Genomic DNA, 17,640 nt, shown 5'->3' with positions numbered 1-17,640 from the left:
CTTTTGTTGATTGCCCTGGCGGCGGACGATGTGAAGCGTGACTATCTCGATCGCGAGCACCCCCGACGTGAAGCTGACCCGGCTGGTAGTGCTGCTCTTCGCCCTGACTGCCGGGTCGTCCGCGGGCTGTCTCTACTATTTGCAGCCGCTGCTGCACGAGGTCGCGGGGGAGTTGCGTGTCTCGACCGCGACGGCGGCCCTGTTGGTGAGCGCGGCGCAGATCGGCTATCTGACCGGGATCGCACTGCTTGTTCCGCTGGGTGATTTCCTGGAGCGCCGTCGCATGGTTCCGGCCCTGCTGGTGGCTTCCTTTGTGGCCCTCACGGTTTCGGCGGCGGCACCGAACTTCGCGGTACTGCTGACCGCGGTGTTCGTCACCGGGGTGACCGCGTCGGCGGCGCAGATCGTGGTGCCGTGGGCGTCGGCGCTGGCCGACCCGGATCGGCGTGGCGAGGTCGTGGGCACGGTGATGAGTGGATTGCTGCTCGGCATCCTGCTGTCGCGCGTATTGTCCGGCGCCATAGCGGAATTGGGTGGTTGGCGGACGGTGCTGCTGGTCGCGGCCGGTCTACAGCTGGCGATGTCGGTGAGCGTGTATGTTCTCGTGCCCGATACGGGTCGGGCCGCCGCCGAGGAGCGCTACTCCGAGGTACTCGCCTCGATCTTCGCGCTCATCCGGACCCACCCGGTGCTGCGGCAGCGGATGGCGCTGGGTTTCCTTGGCATGGCGTGCTTTTCGCTGGTGTGGACCTCGATCGTCTTCCTGCTCGCGGGTACGCATTCCAGTCCTTACCACTACTCGGAGTTCACCATCGGGCTGTTCGGTCTGGCCGGGGCGGCCGGTGCGCTGGGCGCGCCGGTGGTGGGCCGATTGGCCGATCGCGGATATCAGCGTGAGGTCACCACGGCGGTCTGGGTGACGGTGCTTTCGAGCTGGGCGCTGTTGGCGTGGGGCGGGCACAATGTCGTGGCCTTGATTGCCGCGCTGCTGGTCTTCGACCTCGGTGTCCAGGGCATCCAGCTGTCGAATCAGAGCGCGATCTATGCCCTCGATCCGGCCGCCCGCAGCAGGCTGACCACCGCCTATATGGTCAGCTTCTTCCTCGGCGGCGTCGCGGGTTCGGTCGTCGCGGGAGCCGCATACCAGTCCGGAGGTTGGTCGCTGGTATGCGGAATCGGTCTCACCGCAACACTGCTGGGCCTGCTGCTATGGGTTGTTCAGGTCGTCGCGACCAAGAACTGCTCCGCGGTCGGGGGCCGCAGGCCGTCTGTCCTGTCGGCGAAGTAGCGCTGGGTCAGGGTGGATGTCGAAATGTGTTGTGCCGAAGCGAAACCCGCTGCCTCGGCCAGCGCGATCAGCTCATCGGGGCTGAACAGGCTGAGGAATGGAACTCCGCTTGCTCGCGCGGCGTTCTCGACGGCCTGACGTATCGCGCGTTCCTCGGCGTCCAGTAGGTCCAGTGGCAGTTGGAAGGTCATCGCCAAGGTGGAGTGGGGTGCGAGGGTCGAGATCCGCTGCAGCGTCTGGACGTTCGCTTCGCGCGTGAGGTACATGGAGACGCCGGTTTCGGCGACCACCGCGGGACGCGACGGGTCGAAGCCCGCGGAAATGAGCCGGTCCCACCAGGATTCGGCCTCGAAATCGACCGGGACCAGCCGCAGCCACTGCGGAATTCCGTAGCCGAGTTCGACCAAGCGCTGCCGCTTCCATGCCTGCGGGCCGGGCTGGTCTACCTCGAATACGGTTAGGCCGGAGGCGATTTCGGGACGGCGCTGAGCGAAGGTGTCGAGTCCCGCGCCCAGGATGACGTACTGATCGACGCCGCGCGCCGCTTGCTCGACCACCAGATCCTCGACGAAACGGGCGCGCGCCACGACGCATGCGCGCGAGAGGCTGGTCGTCTCGGGATTCATATCCCCGCGGGCGCGCCATCCGGCGTCGGGGTCGATCAGCCGCAGCCCGATCTCGTCTTCGAGCACATGCGGCGCCGGATCGATCTCGACGTGTAAGGCGCGCCACAGCGCGACGCGCTCCGCCGTGCTCTCGGGGCCGATGACCTGTTGCATGGTTCAGTCGACCTTTCCGACCTGCAGGCTCCAGACCCGGCCGTCCGGATCGCGCACCGTCATTTCCTTTGTCCCGTAATGGGTTTCCTCGAATGGCGTGACCACCTCGACGTCATCGCTCGGCCGGAACGCATCCGGTTGGGTCACCGTCAGCACGAGCTGTGTCTGTGGGGTCTGGCTTCGTGGGATCTCGGCGATGAATACATATGGACCATCGCCATTGCGGAACAGTCCGGAGTTGTGGTCGGTCGTGAATTCGGGTTCGAAACCGAGCGCCTGAAAGAACCGTGCCGCTTTGCCCCAGTTGTGCGTTTCGACGAAAACGCCTTCGATGCCCTGCGTCGTCATATCGTCTCTCCTTCTTGCGCTCGCGGTTGCTGATCGTGGGTGTCGTCGAGGTATCCGCGCAGTGCCTCCGCGACCAGTGCCGACAGCGACATGCCGGACTCGATCGCCCGGAACTTGACCTGCTTGATCAACCCCACCGGCAAATACACGTTGAACTGCTTCACATCCTCGTCGCCCACACCCCGATGCTAGCATCCTAGAAAGCTAGTAACAAGATCATCATGCTCTGGTGTCGGCAAACGTCGAGCGGCGTACGCAGCCGATGCATGGTGATCTTGATCAGGCGCCGGAATGCGGGGGCATTCGGAGGGCTGCGGGGCGGCGCGATAACTTGAGCGGGTGATCAAGAGTTCGGTATCCACGACGGCGGGGGCATGGCGGGCAGGTGACGGCGTCCCGGTGACGTTGCGGGAGGCAACGGTGGCATGGGCCTTCGCGGCACATGCGGAGCTGTCCGAGACCGCCACGGGGTACGGGAACTTCATCACTGTCGATGAGTTGGCCGAGCGGGTACAGGAGGCGTCCGGGGTGCATACGGGTGCGCCGACGCGGACTTGGATGGAGGCGATCCTGCGCAAGGTCGCGCGGCGTTGCCACAATGCGGGCGAACCGCCGCTGACCTCGCTCTGCGTGCAGGAGAACCACACCGTCGGCGACACCTACAAGTACGTGCTGGAACTCGCCGGACTGCCGGTTCCGAAGGACCTCGAGTTGCACGCCTCCTACGCCCGGTGGCAGTGCTACGAGCACCACGGCGCCACCATGCCCGCCGAGCTGACCGCGCCGCCGCTGACGCCCAAGGTGGCGGGCCGACGCTCGGCGCGCGCCACCACCACACAGGAGGCCAAGCCGGAGCCTGCCCGCGCGGCGGTGTGCGACCAGTGCTTCATCCAGCTGCCTGCCAGCGGGACCTGCCAGTACTGCGTGTAGGCGTTACGGCGAAACGGACTTCCGGACGCTCAACGCGCCCTCCATGTTCGCGTGATATCGGCAGTAGAAGGGGTGCGAGCCGACTTCGTCTGGTGCGGTGAAGGTGATGGTCTGGCCCGGGCCGATCTCGTGATCGAAGAGGCCGGGGCGTTTGCTGGTGATGCTGTGTTTCACCGAATCGAGGTTGACCACCGTGAGCGCCGCGCCCGGCGTGATCGGGGGCGTGCCGGTGTAGTTCTGATGGTCGATGGTGATGGTGACGGCGGGTATCGGGGCCGGGCCCGATGACGTGGGCGGGGCGATTTCCTCCGACGTGCCGCACCCTGCCGCCCATGCGACGGTGAGCAAACCGATCGCGATCCGATGCCGCCATGGGGCGGTTCGAGTGCTGTTCACCTAGACCGGCTGCCCACAATTCGAGCCGTCATGCCCGTACCCGTTGACCTCATCCGGAATCGGGGTGTGACGTCGACCAACCTTCTCCGACGATGAGTTCGCGACGCGCTCGAACTCGGCCTCGCCCCGTTGGCGGCGCGGATCTGGCGGCGAGGCGCCCCTGCTCGACGGTGTTTAGGCCACGGCCGAAACATGGTGGGGGTGCCGCACGCCGATTCCTAGGCTGCTGAACAGTGCGGATTCAGGAGTCGGTGATGGTGGACGAAGTAGTGGCGCGGCCCGGATGGCTGGTGCTGGGACGGATGAGCGTCGGCGCGGTGGTGGCCGGGCGGCGGAAACGATGGTGGCCGAACGCGCTGGGGTGGACGGCGACGTCGGCGGCCACGGATCAGCTGCTGCGCCTGGATCCGGTCCTCGCGGTGATGGTGCGAGGTCCGCGATGATCGCGGGTACCGTGAGGTGCCTGAGCACGACGATGCGGGGCAGCGAATGAAGCGGATCTACTGCACACCAGACGATCTGACGCGGATCCGGATCGGGGCACCACTCGGCGCGATGGGCGAAACGGTGCTGGCCACCCGGGTGGTGCAGCGCACCGACGCGCCACTGTACGACGGCTGGCGCGGACAGGTGCGACGCGCGATGCCGGACAACTTCGGCGTGCTCGCGGATATCTTCCCCGGCGTGCACCACTTCGTCGACCTGATCACACCTACCCGTGGTGCGCGGTCGATGTCGGCCGGAATCGAGGCATTGCATCTGGCCTCCCGTGACGAACTCCGCCGCGAAGTGGAGCACGCAGGTCGCCGGCGGGCGCTGACCGACCACCCGCTCCCCGCGTGGACGCGGAATCTGTCCGCCCGCGACAGCGCAGCCCGCCACGATGTCGCGCTCGCCGTCGAGGCATTCCATGCGGTGGCATTCACCGGTCGGTGGGCGCATGTGCAGTCGTACCTGGAGGTGGCGGCCGAGCGGATGGCGCGCACCATCGCCACCGAGGGCGTCGAACGGTTCTTCACCGGACTGGCGCCCTTCGCGCGGTGGCGCGCGCCCGCGCTCGAGGTGCTCACCCCTATCGAATGTCACGACGAACATCTCGACGGGCGCGGGCTGATCATCATTCCCTCGCTGTTCATCTGGCCCGGACCGAAGCTGCTGAAGTCCACCATCGATAAGGACGCGCCGATGACGCTGGTGGTTCCGGTGCTGCGCGACATCGCCGATTTCGGCACGGCATGGGGTCCTCGCGCGGCCAACGAGGCGCTGACCGCACTGCTCGGCCGGACGCGCGCCGCCGCACTGCAGGAGATCGCCGAGGGCTGCACGACGACCGAACTCGCTCGCCGACTGGGTATTTCACCCGCGACGGCCAGCGAACACGCATCGATACTGCGCGAGGCCGGGCTGATCGAGAGCCGGCGGCACCGCAATTCGATGCGGCACCAGGCGACGACCTTGGGTATCGCCTTGCTCGACGGTGATCTCGACGGTGGTGTGCGCATCGCTTAGTCCCGCGCCAGTATCGTCGGGCGGGTGCAGCTCATAACCGACCGGAAGACCGTGCTCCGGGTGGGTGCCGGTCTGGTCGCCGGATCGGCGCTGGTCGTCGCGGGTGCCAATATCCGATTGTGGCTGGTATCGGCCGGATATCGATCCGGACCCGCGGCCGCGCCGACGGTTCCGGTAGTGATCGTGCCGGGCGCGAAGGTCGGGCCCGACGGTGCGCCGATGGCCTATATGCGCGGACGACTCGATGTCGCGATCGAACTGCTGCGGGCCGGAAAGGTACGTGAGATTCTCGTATCCGGTGATGCGGCAGGCACTTCCGGCGACGAAATCGCTTCGATGACAAAGTATCTCGCGGACCATGGCATCGATCCGGCGGTGGTGCGCTGCGATGGCGAAGGCTTGTCGACCCGGGCGACGTGCGAACGAGCCAAGGATTTGTTCGGCATCGACCGCGCCATCATCGTCACGCAATACCAGCATCTGCCACGGGCGGTCGCATTGTGCCGCGGTGCGGGCATCGATGGCCACGGCGTCACCGCATATTGTGAGTGCAGACGAAAAACCCTTGTGCGCAACACTATTCGTGAATGGTTGGCTGCGCCCAAGGCGGTCGCCGCACTGATCTGACGCTGATCCGAGCCCTACCGGGGGTCTGGAAGCGCGGGATCCATCGGATCGACCGGACCACCGGGATTCGGGATCGGTGGCGGTCGCATCGGATCCGGCTGTGGCCGAGGATCGGGGATCGGTGGCTCCGGTGTCGGGCCGGGCTCCGGCGGTATCGGATCAGGCGACGGGCCGGGTACCGGCTCGGGACCAGGCTTCGGCGGAATCAGCTGCGGCTCCGGACCGGGGACCGGCTCCGGATACGGCTCGGGCCCCGGCACTGGTTCCGGCATGGGTTTCGGCGGCACCGGGTCCGGGATCGGTGTCGGTGGTACCGGGTCCGGAATCGGCGGGATAGGACTCGGATTCGGTGGCACGGGACGAGTCATGCGCATTCCTCCTCAGCACAGCGGTACCCATCCGATTGCGGGTGAATCAGCAGGCGGATCCCGGGCGCGGTGACCAACCCGCGCTCTGAAGTGTTCCCTTCCCCGGATCGGACGACTCCGCTCGTTCGGAAGATCGAAACCGCTTGATGGGCTGCGGGTTTGAGGCACCAGCCCAACGGGCTGGAGGGGGTATCTCGTGCAGCAGGTTTGTCCGCACAGCGCGCAGCCGATCGTTATCGACCCGATGGTCGGTGATCTCGCGGGCGAGACCAGTCGGCTGCGCGCGGCCGGTCCGCTCACGCGAATCGATCTACTCGGCGTGCCGGCCTGGACCGTCACCGAGTACGCCACCGCCAGGCACTTGCTCACCGACTCCCGGCTGGTCAAGGACATCAATTCGTGGGCGCTGTGGACGTCGGGGACGGTGACGCGGGAATGGCCGCTCATCGGCATGATCGATACCGGACGGTCCATGTTCACCGTGGACGGCGCCGAACATCGGCGGCTGCGCAACAAGACCATGCAGGCGCTGACACCGCGTCGGCTGGATGCACTGCGTCCGGCGATCGCGCGGCTCACCACCGAACTACTGGACGACCTGGAGCGAACGGGCCGCGACGGCGTGGTCGATCTCGAGACCGAATTCGCCTATCCGCTGCCGATGCGGGTCATCGGTGAGCTGATGGGCGTCGTCCGTGCCGATCACGCGATGCTGCTGACCTGGTACAAGGCTTTCTTCTCGGCCCTCACCCCGCAGGACGAGCGGTTGCGGGTGATCGATGAATTGGATGCCTATTTCATCGATCTGGTGCGCAAGAAGACGGTCAAGCCGACCGACGACCTCACCACCGCGCTCATCTTCGCCGCCGACGGCGGTACGCCGCTGACCGAGAAGGAGGTCGTCGGCAATCTGAAGGCGCTCGTCGCGGCGGGACACGAGACGACCGTCGGACTTCTGCTCAACACCGTCCGCGCCCTGCTGGGCCGCCCGGAGCAATTGCGCGCGATCCGCGACGGCGACTTCGAATGGCAGCAGGCGATCGAGGAAACGCTGCGCTGGGACACCCCCGTGACCCATCTGCTCATGCGCTTCGCTACCGAGGACATCACCGTCGGCGACACCGTGATCGAGCGGGGCGAGGGTGTGGTCATGTCCTATCGCGCCATCGGCCGCGACACCGCGGTGCACGGCCGCGATGCCGACGATTTCGATATCACCCGCCCAACGGTCGACCGGCATCTGGCCTTCGGCCACGGACCGCATATCTGCCCGGGTGCGGCCCTGTCCAGGATGGAGGCCGGGATCGGTCTGCCCGCGCTGTTCGAGCGTTTTCCGAAGCTGCGATTCGCGGTGCCGGTCGAGGAGATCCGCAATCTGCCGGTGCTCACCCAGAACGACCTGGCCACCTTCCCGGTGCACCTCGCCTGACGCGCTCAGTTGGTGCGCGCGGCGTATCCGAGCGGCAGCTTGTGCGGCGGACAGTTGATCACCGTATCGTCGTCGAGCTCCCGGGTTTCCACGAAGGTGATGCGCCCGGACGAGGCGACCAGGGTCAGCGGGTAGGTCGGTCCCTTCTCCCGGTCGGCGATGATCGCGTCGAGATTGTCCTCGTAGCGGGTGAGGGTGCTGTCGGGATAGTCGAGCATCCATTGCGGGTAGGAGATCGTGGTGTGCACCCGACGATCGCCGAGCCAGATGATGAGCACGGCGGTGGTTCCGGTCGGCTCCACCCAGGCGATTTTGTACAGATCGTCGTTGAGCTGGACCAGCTTCGCCGCCTGATTCTTGGACCAGCGCCCGAACATCGGACCCATCAGACATCGCCATTCGATATTCTGCGGACCCCGCACATACAGCTCGTATTTCCAGCCGTTCTCATAGGCGTAGATGAGATGTTTGCCGACAATTCCGGAGAGATCGCCGGTTAGTGCCGAGACCGTGATCGCTGACTGCTGCGCGCTCATCGGTAACTCCTCTCGGTCGACCAACGCGGTCGGTACCTGCGTCTTTGTCGTCAGCCTAATCACCAGCGCGAGCATTGCGAACGGTTTGCCGGGAACGGTGCAGTCATGTCTGGGCGGCCGCGTAGAGGACCTCGCGCATCCCGGGCAGTGATTCCTGATCCGCGCGCCATACCAGCCGCAGACTCAGATCGGGCACCGGGAAGTCCAAGCGGACGAGTGTGCCGTGCGCGAGGCCATCGGCGACCGCGAACTCCGGCAGCAGGGATATGCCGAGTCCGTGTTCGGCCCAGGCCCGCATGACCGGAACCGCACCGGCCTTCACTCGCCGCGGACCCGAGCCGAGCACCTTTTCACCCGCCATCCAGAACGAGCATTCGGGCACATTGACCAGCAGCCGTTCATCGATGAGGTCGGCGGGCGTCAAGCCGGGCCGAGCCGTCAGCGGGTGCGTCGGCGCGGCGACCAGGGCCAACGGCACCGGATCCAGGTCGAGGAAGGCCAGCGGTTCGGCGGGCGCCGGGAAGCCCAGATCACCAACGGCGCCACCGGAATCCAGCAGCAGTGCCGCATCGAGATCGCCGCCGACCACATCGGCGAGCAGGCCGTCGCGGGCGCGATCAGAGCGCACCTCGACCTCGATATCGGGCCGTCGCTCGGCCAGCCGCGCCAGCACCCGCGGGACATACACGCCCGCCAGGGTTTCCAGCGCCCCGAGGCGCAGGACCGGCCGTTCCTCCCGTACGTCGCGCACCGCCTGCTCGGCCTGTTCGAGCAGCCGCCGCGCCCAGCCGGTGAGCCGTTGACCCGCCGGTGTGAGCCGCATGCCCTTGGGGTCGCGCACGAAAAGTGCCACCCCGAGCGCGGTTTCGAGGGTGCGAATCTGCTGGGACACCGAGGACGGCGCGAGCTCGAGCGCGACCGCGGCCTCGGTGACCGTGCGGTGGCGCACCACGGCCTCGAAGGTCCGCAGCTGACGTAACTCCATGACCTGGCCAACAGCGACGCAGCATTCGGATATTCCGAATGCGGTATGCGCCGCAGCCGGTGGAGCCGTCGTGCCCGTCCGGCGAGAGTCGATCGGGTCACCAAACGAGCCGAGGAGCTGTTGCATCGGATGAGCATTCTGCAATCGCGGGCGAGTACGTCCGCCGCGTCGACCAGGGCGCTGCTGGGGATTTCCCTCGGGTACTTCATGGTGCTGTTGGATATGACGGTGCTTTCGGTCGCCGAGCCGGATCTGGCGGCGTCCCTGCACACCTCGGTCGCGGGACTGCAATGGGCGACCACCGGCTATACCGTCGCCTTCGCCGCACTGCTGCTCTCCGCGGGCGCGGTGGCCGATCGCCATGGTGCGCATCGGGTATTCCGTTTCGGCACAGCGGCTTTCGGTTTGGTCTCGCTGCTGAGCGCCTTCGCGCCGAACCTGTGGGTGCTGGTCGCGCTGCGGGTGCTGTTGGGTGTCGCGGCGGCAGCGTGCGTGCCCGCATCGATGGCGATGATCGCCCAGCTCTATCCGGATCCGGGCCGACGTGCCCGTGCGATTTCGACGTGGGCGGCGATCAGCGGCTCGGCGGTCGCGGCGGGGCCGATCGTGGGTGGCGCACTGGTCGGGCTGGCCGGTTGGCGGTCGATATTCGTCGTCAATGTTCCCATCGCGGCGGTCGTGTTGGCGCTGAGCATGGGATCCGCGGTGACCTGCGCGCGCGGTGATCGCCGCATCGACTGGGCCGCGCAGTTGACCGCGGCCGTCGCCCTGGCGCTGTGCACCGATGCGCTGATCGCGGTGGGTGCGCAGTCGTGGGGGCACACGGCGTGGTCGCTGAGCGGCGCGGTGCTGGCCGTGATCATCTTCGTCTATCTCGAACGACGCAGTGCCACACCGGTATTGAATCGAGAGCTGTTGCGCGCGGGCCGAGTGCGTGCGGGGTTGCTGGTGGGTGCCGCGGTGAATTTCGCGCTCACCGGGGCACTGTTCGTCCTGCCGTTGCTGCTGCAGCGACACCTGAATCCGCTGCAGACCGGGCTCGCCTTCCTGCCGCTGACCGTGCCGTTCGCCGTCATCCCGCCGCTCGCGGGCAGACTCGTGGCCCGCGTCGGATCGCGGCGACCGATCCTGACCGGGCTCGCCCTGCTCGCGGCGGGCGGTGTGGTGCTGGCCGCGGCGGTGTTCGCGGGCCTCGGTTATCCGGTGTTGGCGGTCGGCCTGCTGTTGTCGGGATTCGGCGTCGCCTTTGCCCTTCCGGCGCTCGTGACCGCCATTGTCAATGTGGCACCACCGGGAACCGCGGGCTCGGTCGGCGGCCTGCTAAATGCCGTCCGCCAAGTCGGCGCGACACTCGGTGTCGCGATCATGGGTGCGCTCGTCACTGCTGGCATCGGCTGGTCCTTGCTGACCGCCGCAGCGGTCTGCGCACTCGCCTGCATCGTCTTCGGCTACCACCGCGCCGCCGAATCCTGACGTCCCGAAGCGGAGTGCGGCCACGAAGTACAGTGTCGAATGGACGCTGGGATCTGAACGTGTTCAAGGGGGTTGCATGGGAAGCACGGGCCTGTGGCGGCCAGGCGTACTGGCGCTGACAGCGGCGCTGGTCACGGCCTGTGGGGGTGCATCGGCACCGACGGACCCGTACCTCTGGTTGGAAGATCTCGACAGTCCGCGCGTGCAACAGTGGGTCGCCACCGAAAATGCCCGCACGCTAGGGGTATTGGAGCAGGACCTGCGTTTCGCGGGAAACCTGGCCGAGGCCACCGAACTCGGCAAGTCCCCCGACCGCCTGCCCACACCGACACTGCGCGACGGCGGCGTCGACAACTTCTGGCAGGACGGCAACCACGCCCGCGGCATCTGGCGCACCACATCCGTCGCGGATTATGAATCGCCGCAACCGAATTGGAACACCGTTCTGGATCTCGACGCCCTCGCGGCGGCGGAGTCCGAGAACTGGGTGTGGAAGGGGGTCGACTGCGACCCGGTCACCCATAAGCGCTGCCTCGTCAGTCTGTCCGAGGGGGGCGAGGATGCGGTGACCGTGCGCGAATTCGACCGCACCACCAACCGATTCGTGCCGGACGGATTCGTGCTGCCGCGCGGTAAACAAAATGCGGCCTGGGTCGACGAGAACACCCTGCTGGTCTCGCGGGAATGGCAGCCCGGGGAGATGACCACTTCCGGCTATCCCTATGTCGTCAAACAGTGGCGTCGCGGCCGATCTCTCACCGACGCAGTCGAACTCGCGCGTGGCAATAAAGCCGATCTGTCTACCACGCCGATGTTGCTGGACAATGGCAACGGTCGGCGGTTGAGTCTGGTGCGGCGCAGTCCGTCGTTCTGGGAGCACGAGGTCAGTCTGGTTGCCGGATCCGGGCTGGTGCGGGTGGCACTGCCGCCGAAATCGGATGTGCAGGGCTTCGTCGGCAATCGAATTCTGGTGTCGCTGCGACAGGACTGGACGACCGACGGTGCGACATTCACCGCCGGATCACTGGTCTCGCTCGACGCGGATGAACTCACCGCGGACCCGACGCGGCTGCGCGCGAAGCCCGTCTATGTCCCGAGCGCGTCGCAAACCCTGGAAGCTGTGCTGACAACGCGTGATCGGATCGTCGTGACCTCGCTCGACGACGTGAAGGGACGCGCCACCGTCTATACGCCGCAACCGGACGGCTCCTGGTCAGGATCACCGGTTCCGTTGCCGGACAACGCAACCATCGACACGGTGGATGCCGATTCGGCCGGTTCGCTCGCCTATCTGACGGTCACCTCCTTCCTCGACCCAGCAGCGCTGTGGCGGCTCGACACCGTCACCGGAGCGGTGATGCCGGTGAAAACAAGTCCGCGACAGTTCGATTCGTCCCGCTACGTGGTCGAACAGCAGAAGGCCACCTCGCCCGACGGCACCAGGGTGCCCTATTTCGTCGTCCATGCCGCCGATATGAAGTTCGACGGCACCAATCCCACGATCATGTATGCCTACGGCGGTTTCGGTTCCTCCATGACACCGAACTACAACGGCCTGATGGGCCGGCTCTGGCTGGACCGCGGGGGTGTGTTCGTGCTGGCGAACATTCGCGGCGGCGGTGAATTCGGACCGGCTTGGCACGAGGCCGCGCTGACCACCAACCGCCAGCGTGCCTTCGACGATTTCGCCGCCGTCGGCCGGGATGTGATCGACCGAAAGATCACCGCCCCGAGCCATCTCGGCATCCAGGGCGGTTCGAACGGCGGTCTGCTGATGGGGGTCGAGCTGGTCCAGCATCCGGAGCTGTGGCAAGCGGTGGATATCGAGATACCGCTGCTCGATATGGTCCGCTACGAGCAGATCGCCGCGGGTGCTTCGTGGGTGGGCGAATACGGCAGCATCGCCGATCCGGTGCAACGCGCCTTCCTCGAATCCATATCGCCGTACCGGAATCTGCGCCCGGGCGTGCACTATCCGGAGCCCTTCGTCTGGACCAGCACCAAGGACGATCGGGTCGGCCCGCAGCACGCCCGGAAATTCGCCGCCCGGCTCGCCGAATTCGGCGACCCCTACCTGTTCTACGAGGCCACCGAGGGTGGGCACGGCGGCGGCACCAACATCGACGAGACGGCCCGTACCAGCGCACTCGAATTCACCTACTTCATGCGCAAGCTCATGTAGGAATGGTTGACCACGCGCGGTTCGGCGGTGCATGGTTGGCCGATGACCGGCGAAGAGGTCCGTGCGGGCGTAAAGCTGACCAATCTCGACGCACCACTGTTCGACGGTGCCGACGCGACGAAGCGCGATCTGATCGACTACCTCGAATTAGTCGGTGATCGGCTGGTCGGGCAACTGCGCGACCGTCCGCTCTCAGTGGTGCGTATCCGGCCTGGCCAGGAACCGTTCATGCAGAAGAACCTGCCGAAGTACACCCCGGACTGGGTGCGTCGGGTGACGGTGTGGGCCGAGACCTCCAAACGCGAGGTGACCTACGCCCTCTGCGATGACGTGCGCACATTGTTGTGGTTCGGCAATCAGCGCGCGGTCGAATATCACCCGACCCTGCTGCCGGCCGATCACAGCGCGGGCCCGACCCACCTGATCCTGGATCTCGATCCGCCCGAGGGCGGCCCCTTCCGGCAGGTCGTACGTGCCGCCGAGCTGATCAGGCAGGCGCTGGCCGATGACGGACTCGCGGGAGCGGTGAAAACCAGCGGCGCAAAGGGTGTGCACGTCTTCGTGCCGATCGAGCCGCGCGTCCCGATCGAGGATGTCGCCGCCGCCACCCGGGCGATCGCGGCCAGGGCCGAACGTATCGATCCGGAGCTGGCCACCACCGCATTCATCCGCGAGGACCGCGCGGGCAAGGTCTTCCTGGATTCGACGCGCGCGGGCGGTGCGACTGTCGTCGCGGCCTACAGCCCGCGCGTGCGTCCGGGCGTGCCGGTGTCCTTCCCGATCGAATGGGCACAACTCGCCGATATCAGCCCGGCCGATTTCACGGTGCGCACCGCATCGAAGCAGCTGGGCGATCGGGATCCGTGGGCTCAGGAAATGCCCGCGCCGCAGGCCTTGCCCGCCGATCTCATCGAGGAGGGCCACACCATCCCGGTGGCCCGGGTCCAAGCGATGCACGAGGGCAAGCGTCGGGCCCGGGCCCGCAGGCAGACTTAGCTTTTCAGTGCTCGATGACGGTGCGGAAGTGCGCCGCCCCGTCGGTGATCGCGTCGACAGTGACCAGAGCCCGGAATTCGATGGCGTCGTCGGTGACCGTGCAGACCTCCGTCGCGCCGATATCGGCGTCGAGGGAGTTCGGGCAATGTAGGTCCTGCGGGGTGTGCCCGGTCTGGTCGGTGAAATCGATGGCGACCCGCCGGGCGAGCTGTGCACCGGAGAGCGCGTCCATGTCGTCGTCATCGTCATTGCTCCAGCCCATGGAGGTTTGGGCGAAGCTGCCGAGAATGCCGACGATGAGCATGACGATCAGCAGCGTCCGGCCGCCGCTGGAGAGAACCAGCGGGCGAGTCGGCGACTGAGCAGGTTCGGGCCCACCCGTCACCCGAGCACCACCCGCGATCGAACCGCCTGTATATATCGGACCGGATGGGGCCGCCTGCTTATCGCCGAAAACACCCGTCAGGTACGTCGGGGTCAGCAAGTACGCGTAGGCGGACACCCGCATTTCGATGCGCAGCACCGCCGAAGTGGCCTCGAAGATCGCTCCCGGCATCCGGCCGGTGATCAGGACGATCAGCCACAGAATGAACGAGATGATTCCCCATCCGGTGGTGAACCAGCTCGACAGCACCAGGATCGGGAAGGCCAGGATGAGCCGGAACAGCACGGCGAGCCGGTTCAACGGCGTGGGCGCAGGGAACAGCAGGCGGATCGGATAGTCCGGCGCGGTCCAGGCGAACGGAGGGTAGTCGTCGACCAGCAACATCGCATAGCCGTGCACCCGCACGGTGTAGCCGTAATACCCGCGCAGGAACTCACCGCACCAATCGGGCAATCGGCCGAGCACCAGCGCACCGAACCAGCCGCAGACGATCACCACGAAAGCGGCGATGCTCAGGAACCAGAGCACGATCAGCTGGGGTATGGCCAACAGCAGTCGCAGCAGAACGGTCCAGCGGCGGTGTTGCTCCGGCGGAAAGACATCGAGTTCGACCAATGCTCGGCCACTGGTCGGTGATCCTTCTTTCATTACCACGGCGACCCACTCACTTCCTTCGTCCAGCGGAATTGTCCAGAACTCGGATGAGTGAGATCGAATGTAGCCCGTGGATTGCCGATAGATCGGTAACCGCGCCGACCGAGCCGGACCGCGGTGCGAGGAGCTCTCTGTTAAGGGATCTTAAATAGCGGTCTCCGGACAGGCGCCGCCGATGGGCAAAGCGCACAATTCCGTTGTCGGAGAGAACGATCCACTCCCGACGGTACGGGTCCTCAGTGGATCTAGTGAGACAGTTGTCAGCGGAGGAACCAGTGCCCCCACATGTGACCGTGATTCATAGAGTGCGCGGTGTCGCCGTCCCCTACCTGGAGCGTATCGACCACAATGCCAATGTCGTTACCTACGTTTGCGCGAATGATCTGATCGATGGAATTCCGCGGCATGCGGCCGCCGCCGTAGAATTACTCGAAGATATGGCGAACGTGCCCGAAGCCGTACACGCAATGGCGGCTCGATTCGGAACGCCGGACCGCATTGTCGCGCTGCACGAATTCGATTTGCTGACCGCAGCTCGATTGCGGCGAGAATTCGGTATCGCGGGTGACAGTCCGGACTATGTGCTCCCGTTCCGCGACAAATTGGTGATGGGTGCGACGGTCGCCACGGCCGGCGTGCCGGCTCCCGCCTTCACCCATGTCGGCGATGTCGAGTCGATTATGGACTTTGCCGCGGTGCACGGCTTTCCGCTCATCGTCAAACCCCGTCTCGGCGGCGGGAGCAAGGACATCATCCGGCTGAATTCCATCGATGATTGCGCGGCATTGCCCGACCTGAGCTCGGAATCTTTTCTCGTACAACGTTTCTGTCCGGACGAGGTCGGCGCCGTCGACGGCGTGTGGACCGGTGCCGAGCTCGGTCCGTGGCGGGCCTCACAATATCTCGGGACGTGTCTCGAATTCGCCAGTGGTGGAACAACTCTCGGGTACGTTGAGATCGACGATCCGGAAATTGTCGAGCCGCTGGCGAGCTTCACCGAGGCCGTGCTCACCGCGCTCAGCGCCGATGTGCCGACGGTCTTCCACCTCGAATTCTTTCTGGGCCGCAACGGTGTCGCGCCGCGTATCCAGTTCCTCGAAGTGGCCGCACGAGCCTCGGGTGGGGAGACCACGCACATGTGGCGGGAGGTGCACGGCTACGACCTGCTCGGTGCGGCGGTGGATATCCAACTGGGCCGGATTCCCGCCACCGATCCGCTCAGCGATGAATCGGTAGTCGGCGAATTACTGATCCACCCGTCGGTGACCCCACCGTGCACCGTGGTGGACGTCCAGCTCCACATACCGCAGCAGTATGCGCCGTACCATGTCTCGGTCCCACAGCCGGGGACGACGATCACCCAGACATTCGGCTATGCCGATATCGGTGCCGCATTCCGGTTCCGGGGCAACTCCACGGTGGAGGTCATCGACTCACTGCGCCGCACCGCGGCGGGATTCCGGATGGATTGCGTGGCATACGATCCGGCCGCCGACCCGGCCGTCGCCTGAGTCGAGGGAACGGATCGTGTCACGTGCCCTGCCGCCGGTCGGCCCGCAGCGTGTGCTGACGCTGATTACGGCGGCATCCGCCGTCTTCAGCGGAATCTATCTATCCACCGTCGTCCTCTACTTCACCCGGATCGTGCACATCTCGCCGATGCAGGTCGGCATCGGCCTCAGCGTCGCCGGGGCCGTATCCATCGCTGTCTCGATACTGGCGGGAAAGCTGTCGGATCGGCGCGGCCCGCTGGGTGTGCTGCGGGTCAGTCTGGTCCTGGCGGCCTGCGGCACCCTCGGCTTTCTCACGGTCGGTGAATTCGCTTGGTATCTGGTCGTTATTCCGGCCACGGCGGCCGCACAGACCTGTGTGCAGCTGATGATTTCGACGATCATCACCCGCGTCGTCACCGAACGGGCCAATGAATTCCGCGCCTACATCCGTTCGATTCTGAATGTGGGCATCGCCATCGGCATCGGCCTCTCCGCGGTTGCCGTGCAATGGGATTCGGCGAACTTCTATCACGCGGCCATCGTCATCGGCGCTGGTTGTGCTGCCGGGGCCGCCCTCATGGTGGAGCGGCTGCCGGCCTTGGGGCCGGTGGCGGTGGAGTCCGGTGCGCCAAGACAGCGCTGGGCGGTGCTGCGTGATCGGCCGTATCTGGCGCTCACCGTATTGGATGGGGTGCTGTCGCTGCAGTACCGGATTCAGTCGGTCGCGATTCCGCTGTGGATCATCGGTGCGACGACGGCGCCGCGGTGGTCGATCGCCGCGATCGACATGCTCAATATCTTCATCGTGGTGTTCTTCCAGGTCCGCGCGAGCCGCAGCATCGATACCGCCCGCGCGGGCGGTGCCGCGCTGCGGCGCGCCGGGTGGGCATTCCTGCTGGCCTGCATTGTGCTGGCGGCAGCCGAAGGCCAGTCCGGCTGGCTCGCGGTGCTTACCCTCGCCAGCGGCGCGGCGGTGTTGAGCGTCGGTGAACTGTGGCAGACGGCAGGCGGTTTCGAGGTCTCGAATGCCTTGGCGCCGCCGGAGGCCATCGGTGAGTATCTGGGCGTATTCGGCACCGGACTCCGATTGGCCGATGCGCTCGGTCCGGCCTTGCTGACCTGGTTGTGCATCGGGATAGGTGTCGCGGGCTGGTATGTCGCGGGGCTGATTCTGCTGGCCGCCGGTCTGCTCGCACCGGTATTCGTCGCGAAGGCGGAGTCCAGGCGGGACCGGTATGCCCTCGCGGCGGCACCGTAGGCCG

Annotated in this window: 19 protein-coding genes; 11 read left to right on the top strand and 8 right to left on the bottom strand. The window is 66.1% G+C overall.

What is annotated here, in order from left to right; all coding sequences use genetic code 11:
• Nucleotides 1-37 precede the first annotated feature (37 nt).
• Nucleotides 38-1,288, top strand: a complete 1,251-nt coding sequence (locus tag ACIBW7_RS16165; protein WP_397046993.1) for an MFS transporter — start codon at nt 38-40, stop codon at nt 1,286-1,288.
• On the opposite strand, the gene ACIBW7_RS16160 is transcribed toward ACIBW7_RS16165, so the two are convergent.
• From ACIBW7_RS16160 to ACIBW7_RS16150, 3 genes are read right to left on the bottom strand one after another with little or no spacing between them, the layout of a single operon-like run.
• Nucleotides 1,219-2,067, bottom strand: coding sequence for a class I SAM-dependent methyltransferase (locus ACIBW7_RS16160; RefSeq protein WP_397046992.1), 849 nt, complete (start codon nt 2,065-2,067; stop codon nt 1,219-1,221). The genes ACIBW7_RS16165 and ACIBW7_RS16160 overlap by 70 nt on opposite strands.
• Before the next feature lie 3 nt (nt 2,068-2,070).
• A complete protein-coding gene (locus tag ACIBW7_RS16155) occupies nt 2,071-2,415 on the bottom strand; it encodes a VOC family protein (RefSeq protein WP_397046991.1) in 345 nt (114 codons plus the stop codon).
• Entirely contained in the window at nt 2,412-2,594 is a 183-nt protein-coding gene (locus ACIBW7_RS16150; RefSeq protein WP_063046458.1) for a ribbon-helix-helix protein, CopG family, read from the bottom strand. The genes ACIBW7_RS16155 and ACIBW7_RS16150 overlap by 4 nt, the downstream gene beginning before the upstream one ends.
• 160 nt (nt 2,595-2,754) lie before the next feature.
• Here ACIBW7_RS16150 and ACIBW7_RS16145 point away from each other — a divergent pair, with 160 nt between their 5' ends.
• Nucleotides 2,755-3,345 carry a hypothetical protein gene (locus ACIBW7_RS16145; protein ID WP_397046990.1) on the top strand — a complete coding sequence of 197 codons (591 nt, stop codon included), beginning with the start codon at nt 2,755-2,757 and terminating at the stop codon, nt 3,343-3,345.
• Between the two features lie 3 nt (nt 3,346-3,348).
• On the opposite strand, the gene ACIBW7_RS16140 is transcribed toward ACIBW7_RS16145, so the two are convergent.
• Complete coding sequence (locus ACIBW7_RS16140; RefSeq protein WP_397046989.1) at nt 3,349-3,741, bottom strand: cupredoxin domain-containing protein; 393 nt, start codon at nt 3,739-3,741, stop codon at nt 3,349-3,351.
• Nucleotides 3,742-3,995: 254 nt separating this feature from the next.
• Between ACIBW7_RS16140 and ACIBW7_RS16135 the strand changes: the two genes are divergently transcribed.
• The 3 genes from ACIBW7_RS16135 to ACIBW7_RS16125 are packed head-to-tail and all read left to right on the top strand — an operon-like array spanning nt 3,996 to nt 5,877.
• On the top strand, nt 3,996-4,184 hold the full coding sequence (locus ACIBW7_RS16135) for a hypothetical protein (protein ID WP_397046988.1): 189 nt from the start codon (nt 3,996-3,998) through the stop codon (nt 4,182-4,184).
• A 16-nt stretch (nt 4,185-4,200) separates the two neighbouring features.
• A complete protein-coding gene (locus ACIBW7_RS16130) occupies nt 4,201-5,250 on the top strand; it encodes an ArsR/SmtB family transcription factor (protein ID WP_397046987.1) in 1,050 nt (349 codons plus the stop codon).
• 24 nt (nt 5,251-5,274) lie between these two features.
• The gene (locus ACIBW7_RS16125; protein WP_357477533.1) at nt 5,275-5,877 is read left to right on the top strand and encodes an ElyC/SanA/YdcF family protein; all 603 of its coding nucleotides are present in this window, start codon (nt 5,275-5,277) and stop codon (nt 5,875-5,877) included.
• A 14-nt stretch (nt 5,878-5,891) separates the two neighbouring features.
• On the opposite strand, the gene ACIBW7_RS16120 is transcribed toward ACIBW7_RS16125, so the two are convergent.
• Entirely contained in the window at nt 5,892-6,245 is a 354-nt protein-coding gene (locus ACIBW7_RS16120; RefSeq protein WP_397046986.1) for a hypothetical protein, read from the bottom strand.
• Nucleotides 6,246-6,441: 196 nt separating this feature from the next.
• Between ACIBW7_RS16120 and ACIBW7_RS16115 the strand changes: the two genes are divergently transcribed.
• Nucleotides 6,442-7,674, top strand: coding sequence for a cytochrome P450 (locus ACIBW7_RS16115; protein ID WP_397046985.1), 1,233 nt, complete (start codon nt 6,442-6,444; stop codon nt 7,672-7,674).
• 5 nt (nt 7,675-7,679) lie between these two features.
• Here the strand turns inward: ACIBW7_RS16115 and ACIBW7_RS16110 are convergent, their stop codons facing one another.
• Entirely contained in the window at nt 7,680-8,210 is a 531-nt protein-coding gene (locus tag ACIBW7_RS16110; protein WP_397046984.1) for a phenolic acid decarboxylase, read from the bottom strand.
• Nucleotides 8,211-8,313: 103 nt separating this feature from the next.
• Nucleotides 8,314-9,195, bottom strand: coding sequence for a LysR family transcriptional regulator (locus ACIBW7_RS16105; RefSeq protein ID WP_397046983.1), 882 nt, complete (start codon nt 9,193-9,195; stop codon nt 8,314-8,316).
• Nucleotides 9,196-9,324: 129 nt separating this feature from the next.
• Here ACIBW7_RS16105 and ACIBW7_RS16100 point away from each other — a divergent pair, with 129 nt between their 5' ends.
• The 3 genes from ACIBW7_RS16100 to ligD all read left to right on the top strand — a co-directional run bounded on the left by ACIBW7_RS16100 (nt 9,325) and on the right by ligD (nt 13,846).
• Nucleotides 9,325-10,668 (top strand): MFS transporter, encoded by a 1,344-nt coding sequence (locus ACIBW7_RS16100; RefSeq protein ID WP_397046982.1) that lies wholly within the window; start codon nt 9,325-9,327, stop codon nt 10,666-10,668.
• 76 nt (nt 10,669-10,744) lie between these two features.
• Nucleotides 10,745-12,850 carry a prolyl oligopeptidase family protein gene (locus tag ACIBW7_RS16095; protein ID WP_397046981.1) on the top strand — a complete coding sequence of 702 codons (2,106 nt, stop codon included), beginning with the start codon at nt 10,745-10,747 and terminating at the stop codon, nt 12,848-12,850.
• Nucleotides 12,851-12,892: 42 nt separating this feature from the next.
• Nucleotides 12,893-13,846, top strand: a complete 954-nt coding sequence (gene ligD, locus ACIBW7_RS16090) for a non-homologous end-joining DNA ligase (protein ID WP_397046980.1) — start codon at nt 12,893-12,895, stop codon at nt 13,844-13,846.
• A gap of 4 nt (nt 13,847-13,850) precedes the next feature.
• On the opposite strand, the gene ACIBW7_RS16085 is transcribed toward ligD, so the two are convergent.
• Nucleotides 13,851-14,879, bottom strand: coding sequence for a DUF4389 domain-containing protein (locus ACIBW7_RS16085; RefSeq protein ID WP_397046979.1), 1,029 nt, complete (start codon nt 14,877-14,879; stop codon nt 13,851-13,853).
• Between the two features lie 299 nt (nt 14,880-15,178).
• On the opposite strand from ACIBW7_RS16085, the gene ACIBW7_RS16080 reads away from it, so the two are divergent.
• On the top strand, nt 15,179-16,396 hold the full coding sequence (locus ACIBW7_RS16080) for an acetyl-CoA carboxylase biotin carboxylase subunit family protein (RefSeq protein ID WP_397046978.1): 1,218 nt from the start codon (nt 15,179-15,181) through the stop codon (nt 16,394-16,396).
• 16 nt (nt 16,397-16,412) lie between these two features.
• Nucleotides 16,413-17,636: an MFS transporter gene (locus ACIBW7_RS16075; RefSeq protein ID WP_397046977.1), complete on the top strand. Its 1,224-nt coding sequence runs from the start codon at nt 16,413-16,415 to the stop codon at nt 17,634-17,636.
• The last annotated feature ends 4 nt before the right edge of the window (nt 17,637-17,640 follow it).

The sequence above is a fragment of the Nocardia sp. NPDC049526 genome (assembly GCF_044465765.1).
GTDB lineage: Bacteria > Actinomycetota > Actinomycetes > Mycobacteriales > Mycobacteriaceae > Nocardia.
The sequence above is the reverse complement of the archived record's forward strand: the minus strand, read 5'-3'. Positions and strand labels throughout refer to the sequence as shown.